Origin of the sequence: Streptacidiphilus fuscans (assembly GCF_015690355.1) — a bacterium.
GTDB classification, from domain to species: Bacteria; Actinomycetota; Actinomycetes; order Streptomycetales; family Streptomycetaceae; genus Streptacidiphilus; species Streptacidiphilus fuscans.
Window position 1 is genome coordinate 742,956 of sequence record NZ_JADPRT010000001.1, and the last position, 13,561, is coordinate 756,516.

Consider the following 13,561-nt stretch of genomic DNA (forward strand, 5'->3'; position numbering starts at 1 on the left):
CCGTTGGCGGGGGTGGGGGGGGGGGGGGGGGGGGGGGCGCGGGGGGTCGCCGGGGGGGCCCCCCCCCCCCCCACCGAAGGGGATCAGGGGCTCGTCGACATCGAGGAAGAGCAACGGCCGAACAGATTCGACTCCTGCCTCCATGCGCGCACAGTACTCCTGGAGCTGCACAGTGCGTTGCCCATGCGAAACGAGAGCGGAGTCGGAGTCGGGGAGAGCGTCGCTCAGCACAGTCCAGCGGCCCACTCCGCCAGCACGGAGAAATCGTCCGTGCGCAGCCCGAACCGGGGGTCAACCCCGCGGGCTCACTCCCGCCATGACCCCCACCATTCCTCCCCTCCACGCTCCTCATGCTCCGCCTGATGGCTGTCGGCCTCGCTCCCACCTGCCGGGCCGCCACGGAGTCTGCGGTGACGGAGCACGATGTCACGGCTGAGCACGGTGATCATCAGGAGTATCAGCGCCGTCATCGGCAGGACCACCACGAACAGCACGACCAGCTTGAACACCTGCACGCGCACCCCCGGGTCAACCAGCTAGGCCGAGCAAGGCCGGGTGAACAGCATCTTCCACCGCCACCAGCCGTTCACCCCCCCGATCTCCGGAGGCGACATCCTCCATGTCCGGGTGGGCCAGCAGCGAATGCCTACTCGCTGCCGGCGTCTACCTCGGTGTCGTGCTCCACCGGCGCCCACAGGCTCGGCATGTTGACCACGATGCCCTCCTGACTGCTGCGCGCGATCACCACGACGGCCTCCTGCTCGCCGGGGTTCTCTTCGCGGTGTGGCACGTAAGGCGGTACGAAGATGTAGTCGCCCGGCTCGGTCTCGATCCGCACTTCCTGCTCGCCCTCGGCGAAGACGAACACGGGATTGCCGGACAGGACGAAAATGGCGGTCTCCGTCCTGCCGTGGTGGTGATCACCGGAGCTGGTGCCTGGCGAGACGTGGGTCTGCCCCATCCACACCTTTGTCGAGCCGACGGTTTTGCCGGCGATCGCCTCGTAGCGCGTCATGCCCGTGGTCTGGCTCGTGTTCCCGCTCAGCTCCGAGCCACGGACGTGTCGCAGTTCGCCGTGCCAGTGATCCATGGGGTTCTCTCATCTGCCGTATGAATGCTGACTGCCGCGTTCGCGCTGGCGCGGGCGCGGGCGTGTCCGTTTGAACAGGCCCGCGGCTCGGCTCCGGGGAGGTCGGCGATCGTCACTTCCACCGCGATGGGCGCGGAGCCAGCCCATGCCCTCAGCCTAGCTGTGTCGGGCGGCGACGCGGTCACTCCCCGAGGACGAGTTGAAGCCTCACGCCCCCTGTCCCGCCCTGCAACTGACAGCATGGCAGTACACGAACCGATGTTCTTGGAGGTGCTCATGCGAGCCGTGCGGGTGGACAGCTTCGGTGGCCCCGAGGTGCTGAGGGTTGTCGACGTGCCCGACCCTGTGCCAGGCCCGGGCCAGGTGGTCGTCCAGATCGAAGCGGCAGGCGTGAACCGCGCCGACGCGCTCACGCGAGCCGGTCACTACCACCGGGGTGGCAAGCCGCCCCTGGTCCTCGGCCTCGAGGGGGCCGGCGTGGTCGTCGCCCTCGGGGAGGGCGTGGAGGACTTCCGCATCGGGCAGAAGGTGCTGGCGACCGGTGCCGCGAACGCTCCGGGCTTCTACGCCGAAAAGGCCGCCGTGGCCGTCGAGCGCACGGTCGCGCTGCCTGACGACCTCGACCTCGTGCAGGCCGCTGCGCTTCCCATCGCCTGGCTGAGCGCGTGGTACTGCCTGCATCATCTGGGCCGCATCGAGTCGGGGCACACGGTGTTGGTCCATGCCGCTGCCAGCGGTGTCGGCAGTGCCGCGGTTCAGATCGCCAAGGACGCGGGAGCGCGGGTGATCGCCGCCGCAGGCTCGCCCGCCAAGACGGAGTGGGTGGCGAAGCTGGGCGCGGACGAGGTTCTGGACTCCCGTGCGCTGACTCAGGAACAGCTGCTGGCAAGGGTGATGGACCTGACCGACGGCCAGGGAGCGGACGTGGTCCTGGACACCGTAGGCGGTGAGGTCTTCGCGCTCAGCCTCAAGGCGGCCGCGTTCGGTGGCCGGGTCGTGGCCCTGGCCAACGTCGCACTGCAGCCCAGCACGATCGACACGCGCGATTTCTACCCGAAGAACGTCAGCATCCACGGTTACCAGAGCACCAGCCTCATGGAGCACGGATACGACCCGCGTGGCGACCTTGAGCAGCTGGTCGCGAGGGCAGCCCAGGGGGCGTTCGAGGTCCCGGTGGACAGCGTCTTCTCCCTGGAGGACGCGCCCGCCGCGCACCAGCGGCTGGAGGCTCGCGCCAACTGCGGAAAGATCATGATCAGCACCACGCTGTGAAGCCGATCTCCAGCCTTGGCACCGTCCGCCGGACCGCTCGCGTGCAGGCGAGAAGGGGAGAGGGGCTGACGCTCCGTCGGACTTGACGGGCCACCAGATTCCGGGCCGGTACCACGGCGCGGCCGTGGTACCGCAGCGTCTACCCGCAGCGGTGAGCCTTCCGTCAGAATGAGCCTGTGGAATTCGAGGGTTCTCGTCCAGTCGCTCCGCAGCTCCTCCTCGCGGACCGCATCGGGTGGTTCGCGCTGGAGCATCCCGTGTTCATTCCCGCGGGTTGTCGCTTCTGGAGCGAGTCAGACGCGTTGGTAGTCGAGGAGCCCACAGGCGGGCAACACAGGTATCCGGGCAGTCGGATCCGCTGACCTCGCCTCACGCGTGCCACTGCACCGGCCGCCGTCTGCTCCGGCCGCCGTCTGCTCCGGCCAGGTCACCTCAACGTCGCCCAACGGGCACGCTGTTGGGCGTTCAGCTCTCAGGCTCCGGGGCTGGGCGACCGACGAGGTAGATGCGGTTGCGGAGTTCGGTTTCTGCCCAGTCCAGGTCCGTCCAGAGATCCAGCCAGATCTGGTCCTTCCTGTCGGCTGGCTCGTCGAGTCGGACCGCGACCCAGCTGAAAGTGCCGGTGAGGACTTCTCGCTTTGATGCGGTGACGGACAGGGCGAAGGACAGAGTCAGTCCGGCCCTGGTGACGATGATCTGGTCGTCGTGGCCGGGGTCACGGCGGGCGCCCGTGAGGTAGCGGGGTGTGTCGAGGATCTTGACCCAGTCCAACACTGCTTTTGGATCTTGGCCGGTCAGGCAGTTCGTGATGGAGTCACGCAGCGCCTGAACGGGATCATCACCGATCCAGGCGAGCCAGTGGTCGGACTCGGTGAGCTTGGCGAAGTCGTCCTTGGGAGGACCGTAGTCCGGGTTCTCCATGAACTCGCCGGTCAGCTTGCCGTCCGGACCGACGATCCAGACTCCTTGGACAGCCTCGCCGGGTATGAAGCCGTTGGGGTCGCCGATGTAGTCGGGGTCGATCTCCGCGACAGATCCGCCGGGATTCGCCGCCGCCTCGGCAACCAGCTCGGGCGGTGGCGACTGCAGGATGCGCTGTCGCCGCGCCGAGATGTCGCCCATGGTTCAGCCCCTTGCTCCGTAGGTGGCAGCTTCCCCGACGAGCCGTGGGAAGGCTGCTCTTGATCCGGCATGTTCGCATGCGCGGTGATGAGGTGTGCTGATCGGGGTCCGCCAGCCCGTCGAGCCACGGTCGGTTCCTGGCAACGCAAGGTCCTCACCTGAAGAGTGAGGACCTTGCGAACTCAGCCCGAAGAGGCACTGGGCTCCGCCGTGATGCGGGTTGGTGCGGGTTGCTGCCCCGGACGCGGTCGGGTGTCGCGGTCCTACAGCTTCACGCACACGGTGCTGCTGGTGGAGGGGAGGAACGGCTCACCGGTCCCGGTGAAGGTGGTGACCGCGCGGTAGCAGCCCGGGCTCCACACGCGGGTGTGGAACGCGATCGGCTGCTTCTCGACGAGGTTCACGTTCTGGTAGGCGACGCTGCGCCAGGCGGACGAGCCGGGCGGCGCCCATTCCAGGCGTACCGCGTACAGGTCGGGGCCGAGGGCGAGCCAACGGCCTTCGTAGTTCCACCAGACGCGGGCGTCCACGGTGAGCCAGGCGCCCCGGCTCACCTGCCGGGCGGAGGCGGAGATCGTGGTCCCGCTCGCGTAGTCGGTGCTGAGGGGGACCGTGCTGACCGTGGTCTGGCCGGAGTCCGTGACGACCGTCAGGTGCAGCGCCTGCGCGATGGCGGTGTTCTTGGGTGTCGTCCAGGTGAGGTTCGGTGCCTGCGGGTAGCTGCCGGAGGCGATGGTCTTTCCGGCGTACGTGTAGGTCCAGGACTGGACCCGGCTGAATCCGTCCGGGGACGTGATCGTGGGGGATACGTGCACGGTGGAGCCGACGACGGCGGTGACCGCGCCGTGAGGCCAGGTGACCGCTAGCGGGCGAGCGCCCACGGAGACCGGTTCGGTGAGGCTTTCGGCGACGCCGTCCGAGTCGGTGACGTGGAACGTGAGGACGTGACGGCCGACCGGGAGCGGCTGGGGGGCCGCAGCACCGGCCGGCACTACCTGCAGGACGCAGGCGCCGTTGGTGTTCTGCCCGAGTTGACCGGCCGTGACGGCCCCGGCGTACCAGGGTGTCCCGTCCACCTGGACCTGCACCTGCTGCGCGTTGGCGTAGCCGTCGGCGAGGTCGCACTGGGGATAGTCCACGGTCGCACGCGCGTTGGCCCACTGCGGGTAGGTGTAGTCCACGCGCAACTGACGAGGGTCGGTGCTCAGCGCCATCGTGCCGTCGGGGGTGAGCGTGAAGCCGTGCTCGACCTCGACGTGCTCCTCGGCGTCGAAGGCCCAACCGCTGACGGTTCCGTTGCTGTCGACGGCGACCAGCATGGCCGGGTAGTAGCCCGCGGGGATCTGGCCGGCGTCGAGCTCTCCAACCCAGGAGGTCGGATCGGTCGCCGACTGCGTCAGCTGCAGCACCGTGCCGTTGCCGAGACTGGGGATCTCAAGCATCACCTGCGCGATGCTCGTGCCTGCGGGAGCGTCCGCGGCCGTGCTCGCCTTCGCGTGCACGAGCACCTGGTCGTTGCCGCTGACGATGGTCCAGCCGGACGTGCGGGCGGGGTCGGTGGCCACCGCCGGCCGGTGGTTGTCGACCTGGACGCTGACGTCCTGCCAGCTCAGCGCCCTGTTCTGGGCGTCGAGCGCGACGACGGAGAGGTCCTGCTGGCCGTCCTGGAGCTCCGGCAGCCCGGGTGCCCCGGCGGTGCCGGGTCCGGCGGCGTTGGTGTCGAGGTTCCACTGCACGACGCAGCCGCTTGCGCAGCCCGATGCGGGGACCGGCACGTCCTGCGTGATGCCGCCGTGGCCCGAGATGTCGAATTCGAGCTCGGTGACCGGATCGGTCGTGGAGGACGCTGTCACGGTTGCGGTGACCTGGACCGCGCCCGAGAGCGTCTCGCCTTCCGTGACACCGGCGATCGAGACCGTGGGAGTCGCCGTCGTGGCAGATGCGGCGGTGGCAGCGGGCCCACCTATCAAGGCGAGGGATCCGCCGATGGCGGCAAGCAGCAGGCCGTTGCGTCTGTGCCGGAGTCTCGCTCCATGCACCGGCAGCCTGCGGGCCGGTGCTGCGTAGTGTTCACGTTGCATGCGAAGGGAATATCACGGCGCTGATCGGACCTGGAGACCGGCCCGTGTCTTGCCGTCAGGTACTTCGTGCACACCGGAGTCCACCATGGACGCTGACCGGATCCAAAGCGACCCGTCCCCCGTGTTCCTGTGGCTTTCGACCTGGCCCGCGCCGCCGGACCTGCCCCCAGTTATCAGCGCGCCCTGCCGGGGTGTCCGAGCGTGGGGCGCGGGGGCCGGGGACGTACGGTGTTCGAAGGAACGGCGCCCACGGTGTGGCGCACAGCGGGCGCGACAGCGCAGGGCAGGATCGGAGCCGTGGATGAAGGCCGCACGCTTCAGTCGGTTCGGGGGCCCGGAGGTCCTTGAGATCGTGGATCTGCCTGACCCGCATCCGGGGCCCGGCCAGGTCCGGATCGTGGTACGTGCGGCCGGCGTCAACGCGAGCGACTGGAAGAAGCGCAAGGGCCTGATGGATGCGGGGCTTCCGCAGACGCTGGGCTACGAGGCGGCGGGTGTCGTCGACGAGGTGGGTGAGGGCGTCTCGGACGTGGCGGTCGGCGATCGCGTGTTCGGCTTCTGTCCTGACGGAGCGGCACAGGCCGAGCTGGCCGTGCTGGCGTTCTATGCGCCGATCCCGCCGTCGCTCGACTTCGCCCAGGCCGCCGCGCTGCCTGCCGCCGTGGAGACGGCCATGCGCGCGATCGACCAGCTCGGCGTGAAGAAAGGCAGCACAATGCTCGTCAGCGGCGCGTCCGGGAGCGTGGGCAGCGCCGCGGTTCAGTTCGCGGTGGCGCGGGGCGCCCGCGTCATCGGCACCGCCAGCCCGTCGAACCACGCCTACCTGAGTTCCCTGGGAGCCGAGCCCGTCGCCTACGGCGAGGGCCTGGTCGAGCGAGTCCAGGCGCTCGTGCCGGGCGGTGTCGATCTGGCGCTCGATGTGGCCGGGAGTGGCGTGCTGCCCGAACTGATCGGGCTGACCGGCGGTCCCGAGCACGTCCTGACGATCGCCGACTTCGCCGGCGCGCAGAAGCACGGGGTGAGGTTCAGCCGCGGGGACGACGGACGCGCGGTCCATGCGTTCGGCGAGATCGGCGAGTTGATCGAGGCCGGGCGCTTCGCGCTCCCGGTCGCGCACACCTTCCCGCTCGCCGAGATCGCCGAGGCACACCGCGTCAGCGAGGACGGCCACGTGCGGGGGAAGCTCGTTCTGCTGGTCGGCTGACGCGGCTGCGGCTGCCGGCGGTGGTACGGCTCTGCTCCGCTACCGGCAGCTCTGCAGGCCGCGAACGAGACCGAGCTGATGCTCCGTCAGACTGCCACGCGCGCAGCCGGATCTGTCGGACCTGTCCGGATCCTCGGAGCGGGTGACCACTGTCTCTTACCCACCTGTAACCATGAAGTGCTGAGGTCGTGAGGCTCCTGTGACTACTGTTCAGTGCACGGAGCAGGTCGCCAGGGGAACCAAGGCGCCGCTCCCACTTAACTTTTGCGGCACAGTCCGCATGATTCGAGGGGAACCTTTGCCCGTGCGCTCTCGCACCCTTGCCACCGCCGCCACGGCGGCCCTTCTCACCGCCGGTATAGCGGTGGCGCTTCCCGCTGCCGCCAACGCGGCCGCCCCCGTCGGGCCCACGCTGCCGATCGCCCTGACCGTCTCCGCAGACGCCCCGGGCAAGGCGCTGCAGCCGGGCGGTCCGACCGAGACGGTGACCATCAAGGCCGCCAACACGACGGCCAAGGCCGCGGACATCAACCTCGAGGACGTCAGCGTCTGGAGCGGCCCGCTGGCGCCGAAGCCCGGCAGCCTGTCCCTCAAGGTGACGTCCGAGGGCGCGACGCCCGCCACCGGCTACTCGCTCTCCCAGGGAAGTTTCGGCTTCGGCCTCGACGCGACCGTCTTCCCGAAGGGGCACCCGGACGGGGCCTTCACCATCCCGGCGCGCACCACCTTCGAGTGGCAGGTCTCCGTCGGCGTCAACAAGAACTGGCCCGCCAACGACGGCAAGGTCAACCTCTGGGTCACCTTCGAGGAGCAGGGCAAGACCCTGCACGGCCACGGCAACTACGGGACCCAGCTCAGCGTCGGCCAGGGCACGACCGGCGGCCCGGTCCTCCTCTCGCTGTCCGGTGGCACCAAGGTGGCCCCGGGCCGCCCGGCCTGGGAGAAGGTCACCGTGACCAACCACAGCGGCGCGAAGATCGCGGAGCCGCTGCGCGTCATGCCCTACGCGTTCGCCGCCGGGCCCGTCAACCAGGTGAACCTCGGGCTCTTCGAGTGGGTCGGCGCCCACGGCAACGTCAAGGCGCACTGGCAGGACGTCACCCACTCCGGCGTCGTGGTCGCCGCCGGAGTGGCGAACAACGCCTCCGCCTCCACCTGGCTCGAGCTCCGCGTGGTCTCCTACAAGGCGACGGCGGCTTCGGAGGCCGGGGCACTCGTCGTCTCCAGCCCCGACCTCCTGCCCACCACGGAGGACCAGGCACGCGAGAGCCTGACCGTCCTGCGCTGACGTCGACCACGCCGTAGCCCGAACGGACGAGCAGCCTGGCCCTCAGGGTCCGGGCTTCTCGCCGAGCCGCCGCCGGGAGAGCAGTGCCTTGGCGGCGGCTCAGTTTTGCGGCCTTGACGACATCATCACGGAACTCCGCCAAGATCCTCCGTTGACTCGAGTGCGTTCGACAGAGAAGGAGTGACAGCCGAATGCGCGTCGTCCTATTGGAACCACCGCCATCGGGGCAGCGGGAATCCTCGGCAGCGTCACTGGCAGAGGCTCTGGCCGTACCGCGCATCTCCTTGGGCGACCTGATGCGCGCTCACATCTCCCAGGGGACCGAACTGGGGACGCAATCTGCCGAGATGATCAACTCTGGCAGGCTGCTCCCGGACGCGCTCATCACCGCGGTCGTCGGCGACTACGTGGTCCGGGCGACTGATGCGGGCTTTCTGCTCGAGGGACACCCGCGCAGCGCAGCCCAGGCGCTCGCCCTGGACGAGCTGCTGCGCGAGCTTGGTCAACCCCTCGACTGCGTGTTCTATCTTCGTCTTGCTGAGGAGGAGCTGGAGCGCCGCGTCCTCAGCCTGACGGGCCGTCGAGTGTGCCGCGAGGACGGGACCCACGTTTTCGAGCCGTCGCAGGAGCCTTATGTGGTCCCTGCCGCCTGCGGTGTTTGTGGCGGCGAGCTGTATCAACGCGCGGTTGACGGTGATAACAGTGTCCGTGGTCGTTTCCGGTCCTTCGAAGCGATGCAGGAGCCCATTGCCCAGCACTACGCCAGGCAGGACCTCCTCGTTACCGTCGAGGTCGTCGGCTCGCCACATGACGTAGCGGCGCGCGCTCTGGCCGCGCTACGGGAGCACAGGCGGTAACGGCGGCTAACGGGTGATATCAGGCGGCCGATCCTGGTTGGGGTCAGACGGCGGGGCCTTCGTCGTGTCTCAGGCGACCTTGGCGTCGAGGATGGCCCGCGCGTAGTCGTCGATCACCCACTGCTCCTCCGGGACGCCGTACTGAGCGCCCAGAGCATCCAGCTCCAGCCGGCTTCCGGCAGCCCGCTCGATGGCGACCTGACCGTTGGCAGCGTTGTAGACCGTCACGGTGACCCCGTCGCCACGGGATTTGCGGACCCAGAAGTGGAGTACCTCGGTGTCATTCATGGCATCAGCATCAAGGGCCACGTTGCCTGTCGCATCCCGAAGCGATCAGCCGTGGTGACAGTCTCACGGGTGCTGCGTGGTGCGGGGCGCCCGTACGTCACAGGGTCAACCAGCAAAAGAGCTGTTGGCCCGGAGGCCTGAGCACGCTGGGCCAGTCCGGACAGGGTTTCCGGGACTTCGGCCGTGACCGTGGCGTTGAGACCGATCTGCAGACCCCAAGGATTGCTCGGCTTGTCAGCCTGCGATCATCCTTACGTGCGTGAACTCGACGAACTGATCAACGTCAGTGACCCCGCCTGGCCGCATCTGCTGGAGCTGTTGGCGTCCAGTGCCACGCCGGTGGAGGTGCTGCCGGGAGACGCTGCCGAGGGCCACCGCGCGCTGCAGCAGATGCAGGTGACCGCCCGGTCGGCGCTCGGCGGTCTGGTGTTGAACAGCGGCGGCCTGGTCGTGGACCACGGCTGGGTTCGGGTGTTCGGCGGCGGCTCGGCCGGCCGCGGCATGCCGAGCCTGGCAGAGGTCAATCAGTTCCCCGTCGGCTTCGACCCGACTTGGCACCCTGCTGCTGGTCTGGTCGTCGGTCACGATGTGGTGGGTGGGGTGTTCGCCCTCAACGGCCACGACCCTGCCGCAGTGGGCCGCCCGGGCGAACCGGGCCAGATGACGTACTTCGCGCCGGACACGCTCGCGTGGGAGGCGATGGAGATGGGCCACTCGGGCTGGCTCTCCTGGCTCTTCTCGGGCCGCCTGGAGAGGTTCTACGACGGCCTGCGGTGGCCCGCCTGGCGTGAGGAAGCAGCGGCCTTGGCCTTCACACAGGGCATCACGGTCTATCCATTCCTGTGGTCCAAGGAGGCCAGGGCCGACCTTGGCGCGACTCGCCGCCGGCCGGTGCCGATGCGTGAGGTCCTCGGGGTGGCGGCAGACTTCGCTCGGCAGATGGGGTCGGCTGATCCGGGATTCCTTGGCGAGGTGTAGCCAAGGAACCCGCCACTGGCACGCCGCGCCGCCCGGAGCATCAACCGGACGACAGAAGCTGACGGCGTTGAGCCCGAGGGTGTCGGGACGCTCAGTTCGGATGTCCGGCCAGGCGCTGGCTGCCGGGGTGGCGCTCCCAGTACGCCCCCGGCTGCCACGCCCGCCCCGCTGCCTAACGCCTGTTCAACTCGGCCAGCCGGGCAGTGAGCAAGGCGTGCTCCTGCTCGGCTTCCAGCCGCAGGCCGGGGAGCTTGTCACGCTCGGTGATGAAGGCCGTGATCGCCTGCCGCGCCCTCTCATGGTTGGTCGACTTGCGCCCGTCGGCTTCCTCCTCCGCCTCGGCGGCGAGCTTGCGGGCGGTGAGCCAGTTGCCCTGCTCGGGTTGGTGGCGTTGGTCCACCAGGGCGTCCAGGTGGGAGAGTTGGGGCGCGAGCGGCTGATCGACGAGCAGGGTGAGCGGCTGTCCGTCGATCTTCGTCTCGACCTGGTCAGGCGGCTCTGGGCAGGCCTCGGCGAGCAGCCGGTCGGCGAGCGGGCCGATGCTGCCGGACAGAGCCTGCTGGGCGACGGCACGCAGCGGCGAGCTGCCCCGGAGGTCCGCCACAAGCAGGGTGAGCAGGTCGTCGGTCGGGTCGTCCCAGTGCCGTTCAGTCTCGGTCACTTCCCCGGAGCGCAAGCGGCGTACCTCTGCGGTGAGTTGCTCGGCGCGCAGCAGCAACGCCGTCTCCTCGGGGGCGCCTTCGCCGATCAGGGAGTCCAGCAAGGCGGGCGAAGGCGCGGGTCGGGACTCGTCGGCGGCTGCGGCGGCAGCGGCGGCTTGGAAGAGTCGGCCGAGCTCAGCCAGTTCCCGCACGGCGGCCTTGGCCTGGAAGGTCCGCGCCGGGTCGTACTCGGCCTCCGAGCCGCGCGGGCGCGGGCGCAGCATGGTGTGCAGTTGCTCCACGGCCTCCGCATCCTGCATACGGGCGGCGAGCCACCGCACCACAACATCGCGGCCTGCGTTCCCGTACACACCGGCCCCGGCCAGCGTCCACACCTCCCTTACAGCGACGCTCAGTTGGCCGCCGTTCCGGACCGCCGGGCCGAGTGCCCGCTCCAACCACGGCACCGCGAGCTCGGGCACCCCAGCCAAGGGAAGGGCCAGCGCCAGGAACAGGCCGGTGCGCTGGGGGTCCACTCCCGCTGCCTCCTCCAGCGCGGGCCGGGCCGCGTCCCCCTCGCCATCCACCAGAGAGGCGAGCCCGTTCACCGCCTGGGGCAACCAGTACCCCTGGACCGCCTCGGCCCGCACCGCGGCGCGTTGCCCCTGGACCAGAGCGCCGAGCAGCGCCCGCGCCCGCTTGCGCGCGGCCGCCTCCGGCGCGTAGCCCGCCAGCGCGCCCCGCACCTCGGTCAGCTCGACAAACGCGTCGAAGGCCGCGCCCAGCTTGGCCACCTGCCGCTCCAGCGCCTCCTTCTGCGCGGTGACCCGGTGCAGCTGATCCCGCACCCGCGCATCAGCGTCGGCCGCTCGCTCCTCCGCGACCCGCCGCTGCCGACGGACGTACATGTCCTCGTCCTCGTACCACTTGCGCCTGTTGATCCACCCGTCGGTGTCCCAGTCCACGGTCGCCCCGCCCCGCCGCTCGATGTTCGATTCAGGGGCCCGACGCTACCGCTTGATTGAGTGATGTCGGCGTGGTTCGGTGTGACCTCGATCCGCCTGTGGCTAAGGCACGTGAGCAGGCAGAAAATGCGGTGGTCGTCCGCCCGGCGTCCCTGAGACGATCTGGCTGTGACCACGTTGTTCCTGATGGTCGGCCTGCCAGGGGCCGGAAAGACGACGAAGGCTCGGCAGCTCGCCGAGGAGCACGGTGCGCTGCGCCTGACGCCCGACGACTGGATGATTCCCCTCTTCGGCGAGGCGGAGACGGATGCGGAGAGGAAGCGCGACGTGCTGGAGGGGCGCATGCTCTGGCTCGCCTTGGAGGCGCTCAAGCTGGGCACCAACGTCGTGGTGGACTACGGCTGTTGGTCGAGGGACGAGCGTTCCGCGATCCGGTGCCTGGTGGAGGCCGAGGACGCGGGCTTCCGCATGGTCTACCTGCCGGTCGACGAGGAGACCCAGCGCGCCCGGATCGCCCATCGCTGGGCAACCACCCCCGAGGAGACGCTCCCGATGACCGAGGCGGACATCCAACACGGCCGGGCGCACTTCGAGGAGCCTGACGCGGCGGAGCTGGAAGGCCGCGGGGCCGCCGGTCCGCCCCTCGGCTGGACCGGCTGGCGGGAGTGGGCCGCGGACCGGTGGCCCTCGTTCGCCTGACGGTCTCGGCCCACCACCGTGTGACTCGGCGGATGCCGCCCGCGCGTTGACCTCGTATCGGCACCATCCGTAACCCGTTGGCGGTGAGAGGGGACTCAGCCCGGGAGCGGGAGGAAATATCCCCTGGCCGGGGTGTTGGCCGAGGTCTCACACTGCGGGTATGGACGAAGTCGTACTGCCTTCCGGGCTCCCGCAGCCGCCGGCGCTGTCGTGTGAGGCGCTCGGCTATTCGCCGGATGCCCGGCTGTTGATCGTCAACTGTGATGACTTCGGGATGTATCCGGGGATCAACGCTGCGGTGGTCGAGTCGATCGAGGAGGGGATTGCGAGTTCGTGCAGCTTGATGGTCCCGTGTCCCGGGGCGGTGGACGCTATGCGGCGGTTGCGTCGACGGCCGGAGATCGGGTTCGGGATCCATCTGACGATGGTGTGTGAGATGCCGCGCTTGCGGTGGGGCCCGCTGGCCGGTGCGGAGAAGGTGCCATCGCTGTTGGATCGTCAGGGGAGCTTGTTCGCGCCGACGCAGGCTGGGCGTGCCGCTCTGTTCGGTCAGGCCCGTCTCGACGAGGTGGAGTTGGAGTTCCGCGCGCAGATCGACGCCGTCGCTGACGCGGGGCTTGCTCCGACTCACCTGGACTTCCACTGTCTGGCTGACGGGGGACGTGGGGGCATCTTCGAGCTGACGTTGGAGCTGGCCGCTGAGTACGGTCTCGCGGTGCGGGTCTGGCTGGATCCCGGGCGACACACCGCGCGACAGCGGGGGCTGGTGGTCGTCGACAACGACTTCCTGGACAGCTTCTCGCTCGACATCGAGGAGAAGGCGGCCCGATATGTTCAGTTGCTGCGCGACCTGCCGAGTGGGCTGAGCGAGTGGGCCGTCCATCCCGGCCTGGGCGACCCGAACTCCCGGGCGGTCGACGATGGTTGGCGTGTGCGCCGTACTGACTACGAGTTCCTGACATCGCCTCAGGCACAGGAGGCATTGCGTCGGGAGGGAATCGTGGTGGTCGACTACAAGCAGATCCAGCGAGCCTGGACGCGGGTCCTCAGCCCCCGATGAACCTCGTCGCCCGGCC

General features: G+C 69.3%; 13 protein-coding genes. 7 read left to right on the forward strand and 6 right to left on the reverse strand.

The features are described from left to right. Nucleotides 1-305: 305 nt before the first annotated feature. Both I2501_RS03435 and I2501_RS03440 read right to left on the reverse strand, forming a co-directional pair. Nucleotides 306-515, reverse strand: a complete 210-nt coding sequence (locus tag I2501_RS03435) for a hypothetical protein (RefSeq protein WP_196192244.1) — start codon at nt 513-515, stop codon at nt 306-308. 131 nt (nt 516-646) lie between these two features. Further along, complete coding sequence (locus tag I2501_RS03440; RefSeq protein ID WP_196192245.1) at nt 647-1,090, reverse strand: cupin domain-containing protein; 444 nt, start codon at nt 1,088-1,090, stop codon at nt 647-649. Between the two features lie 276 nt (nt 1,091-1,366). Here I2501_RS03440 and I2501_RS03445 point away from each other — a divergent pair, with 276 nt between their 5' ends. Continuing rightward, nucleotides 1,367-2,362, forward strand: coding sequence for a quinone oxidoreductase family protein (locus tag I2501_RS03445; protein WP_196192246.1), 996 nt, complete (start codon nt 1,367-1,369; stop codon nt 2,360-2,362). Nucleotides 2,363-2,827: 465 nt separating this feature from the next. Here I2501_RS03445 and I2501_RS03450 read toward each other — a convergent pair whose 3' ends face one another. Together I2501_RS03450 and I2501_RS03455 are read right to left on the reverse strand one after the other, a co-directional pair. Continuing rightward, nucleotides 2,828-3,484 carry a hypothetical protein gene (locus I2501_RS03450; RefSeq protein WP_196192247.1) on the reverse strand — a complete coding sequence of 219 codons (657 nt, stop codon included), beginning with the start codon at nt 3,482-3,484 and terminating at the stop codon, nt 2,828-2,830. Nucleotides 3,485-3,747: 263 nt separating this feature from the next. Beyond that, complete coding sequence (locus I2501_RS03455; protein WP_196192248.1) at nt 3,748-5,454, reverse strand: hypothetical protein; 1,707 nt, start codon at nt 5,452-5,454, stop codon at nt 3,748-3,750. Nucleotides 5,455-5,866: 412 nt separating this feature from the next. Here I2501_RS03455 and I2501_RS03460 point away from each other — a divergent pair, with 412 nt between their 5' ends. The 3 genes from I2501_RS03460 to I2501_RS03470 all read left to right on the forward strand — a co-directional run bounded on the left by I2501_RS03460 (nt 5,867) and on the right by I2501_RS03470 (nt 8,914). Beyond that, the gene (locus tag I2501_RS03460) at nt 5,867-6,769 is read left to right on the forward strand and encodes an NADP-dependent oxidoreductase (RefSeq protein ID WP_196192249.1); all 903 of its coding nucleotides are present in this window, start codon (nt 5,867-5,869) and stop codon (nt 6,767-6,769) included. Between the two features lie 304 nt (nt 6,770-7,073). Beyond that, nucleotides 7,074-8,057, forward strand: a complete 984-nt coding sequence (locus tag I2501_RS03465; RefSeq protein ID WP_196192250.1) for a hypothetical protein — start codon at nt 7,074-7,076, stop codon at nt 8,055-8,057. Between the two features lie 191 nt (nt 8,058-8,248). Next, complete coding sequence (locus I2501_RS03470) at nt 8,249-8,914, forward strand: adenylate kinase family protein (protein ID WP_196192251.1); 666 nt, start codon at nt 8,249-8,251, stop codon at nt 8,912-8,914. Between the two features lie 69 nt (nt 8,915-8,983). On the opposite strand, the gene I2501_RS03475 is transcribed toward I2501_RS03470, so the two are convergent. Beyond that, entirely contained in the window at nt 8,984-9,202 is a 219-nt protein-coding gene (locus I2501_RS03475; RefSeq protein WP_196192252.1) for a hypothetical protein, read from the reverse strand. Between the two features lie 255 nt (nt 9,203-9,457). On the opposite strand from I2501_RS03475, the gene I2501_RS03480 reads away from it, so the two are divergent. Then, nucleotides 9,458-10,180, forward strand: a complete 723-nt coding sequence (locus tag I2501_RS03480; protein WP_196192253.1) for a DUF2625 family protein — start codon at nt 9,458-9,460, stop codon at nt 10,178-10,180. Nucleotides 10,181-10,352: 172 nt separating this feature from the next. Here I2501_RS03480 and I2501_RS03485 read toward each other — a convergent pair whose 3' ends face one another. Then, on the reverse strand, nt 10,353-11,786 hold the full coding sequence (locus I2501_RS03485; protein ID WP_196192254.1) for a hypothetical protein: 1,434 nt from the start codon (nt 11,784-11,786) through the stop codon (nt 10,353-10,355). A gap of 168 nt (nt 11,787-11,954) precedes the next feature. On the opposite strand from I2501_RS03485, the gene I2501_RS03490 reads away from it, so the two are divergent. Together I2501_RS03490 and I2501_RS03495 are read left to right on the forward strand one after the other, a co-directional pair. Beyond that, nucleotides 11,955-12,485, forward strand: coding sequence for an AAA family ATPase (locus I2501_RS03490; protein ID WP_196192255.1), 531 nt, complete (start codon nt 11,955-11,957; stop codon nt 12,483-12,485). Between the two features lie 160 nt (nt 12,486-12,645). Continuing rightward, complete coding sequence (locus I2501_RS03495; protein WP_196192256.1) at nt 12,646-13,545, forward strand: polysaccharide deacetylase family protein; 900 nt, start codon at nt 12,646-12,648, stop codon at nt 13,543-13,545. The last annotated feature ends 16 nt before the right edge of the window (nt 13,546-13,561 follow it).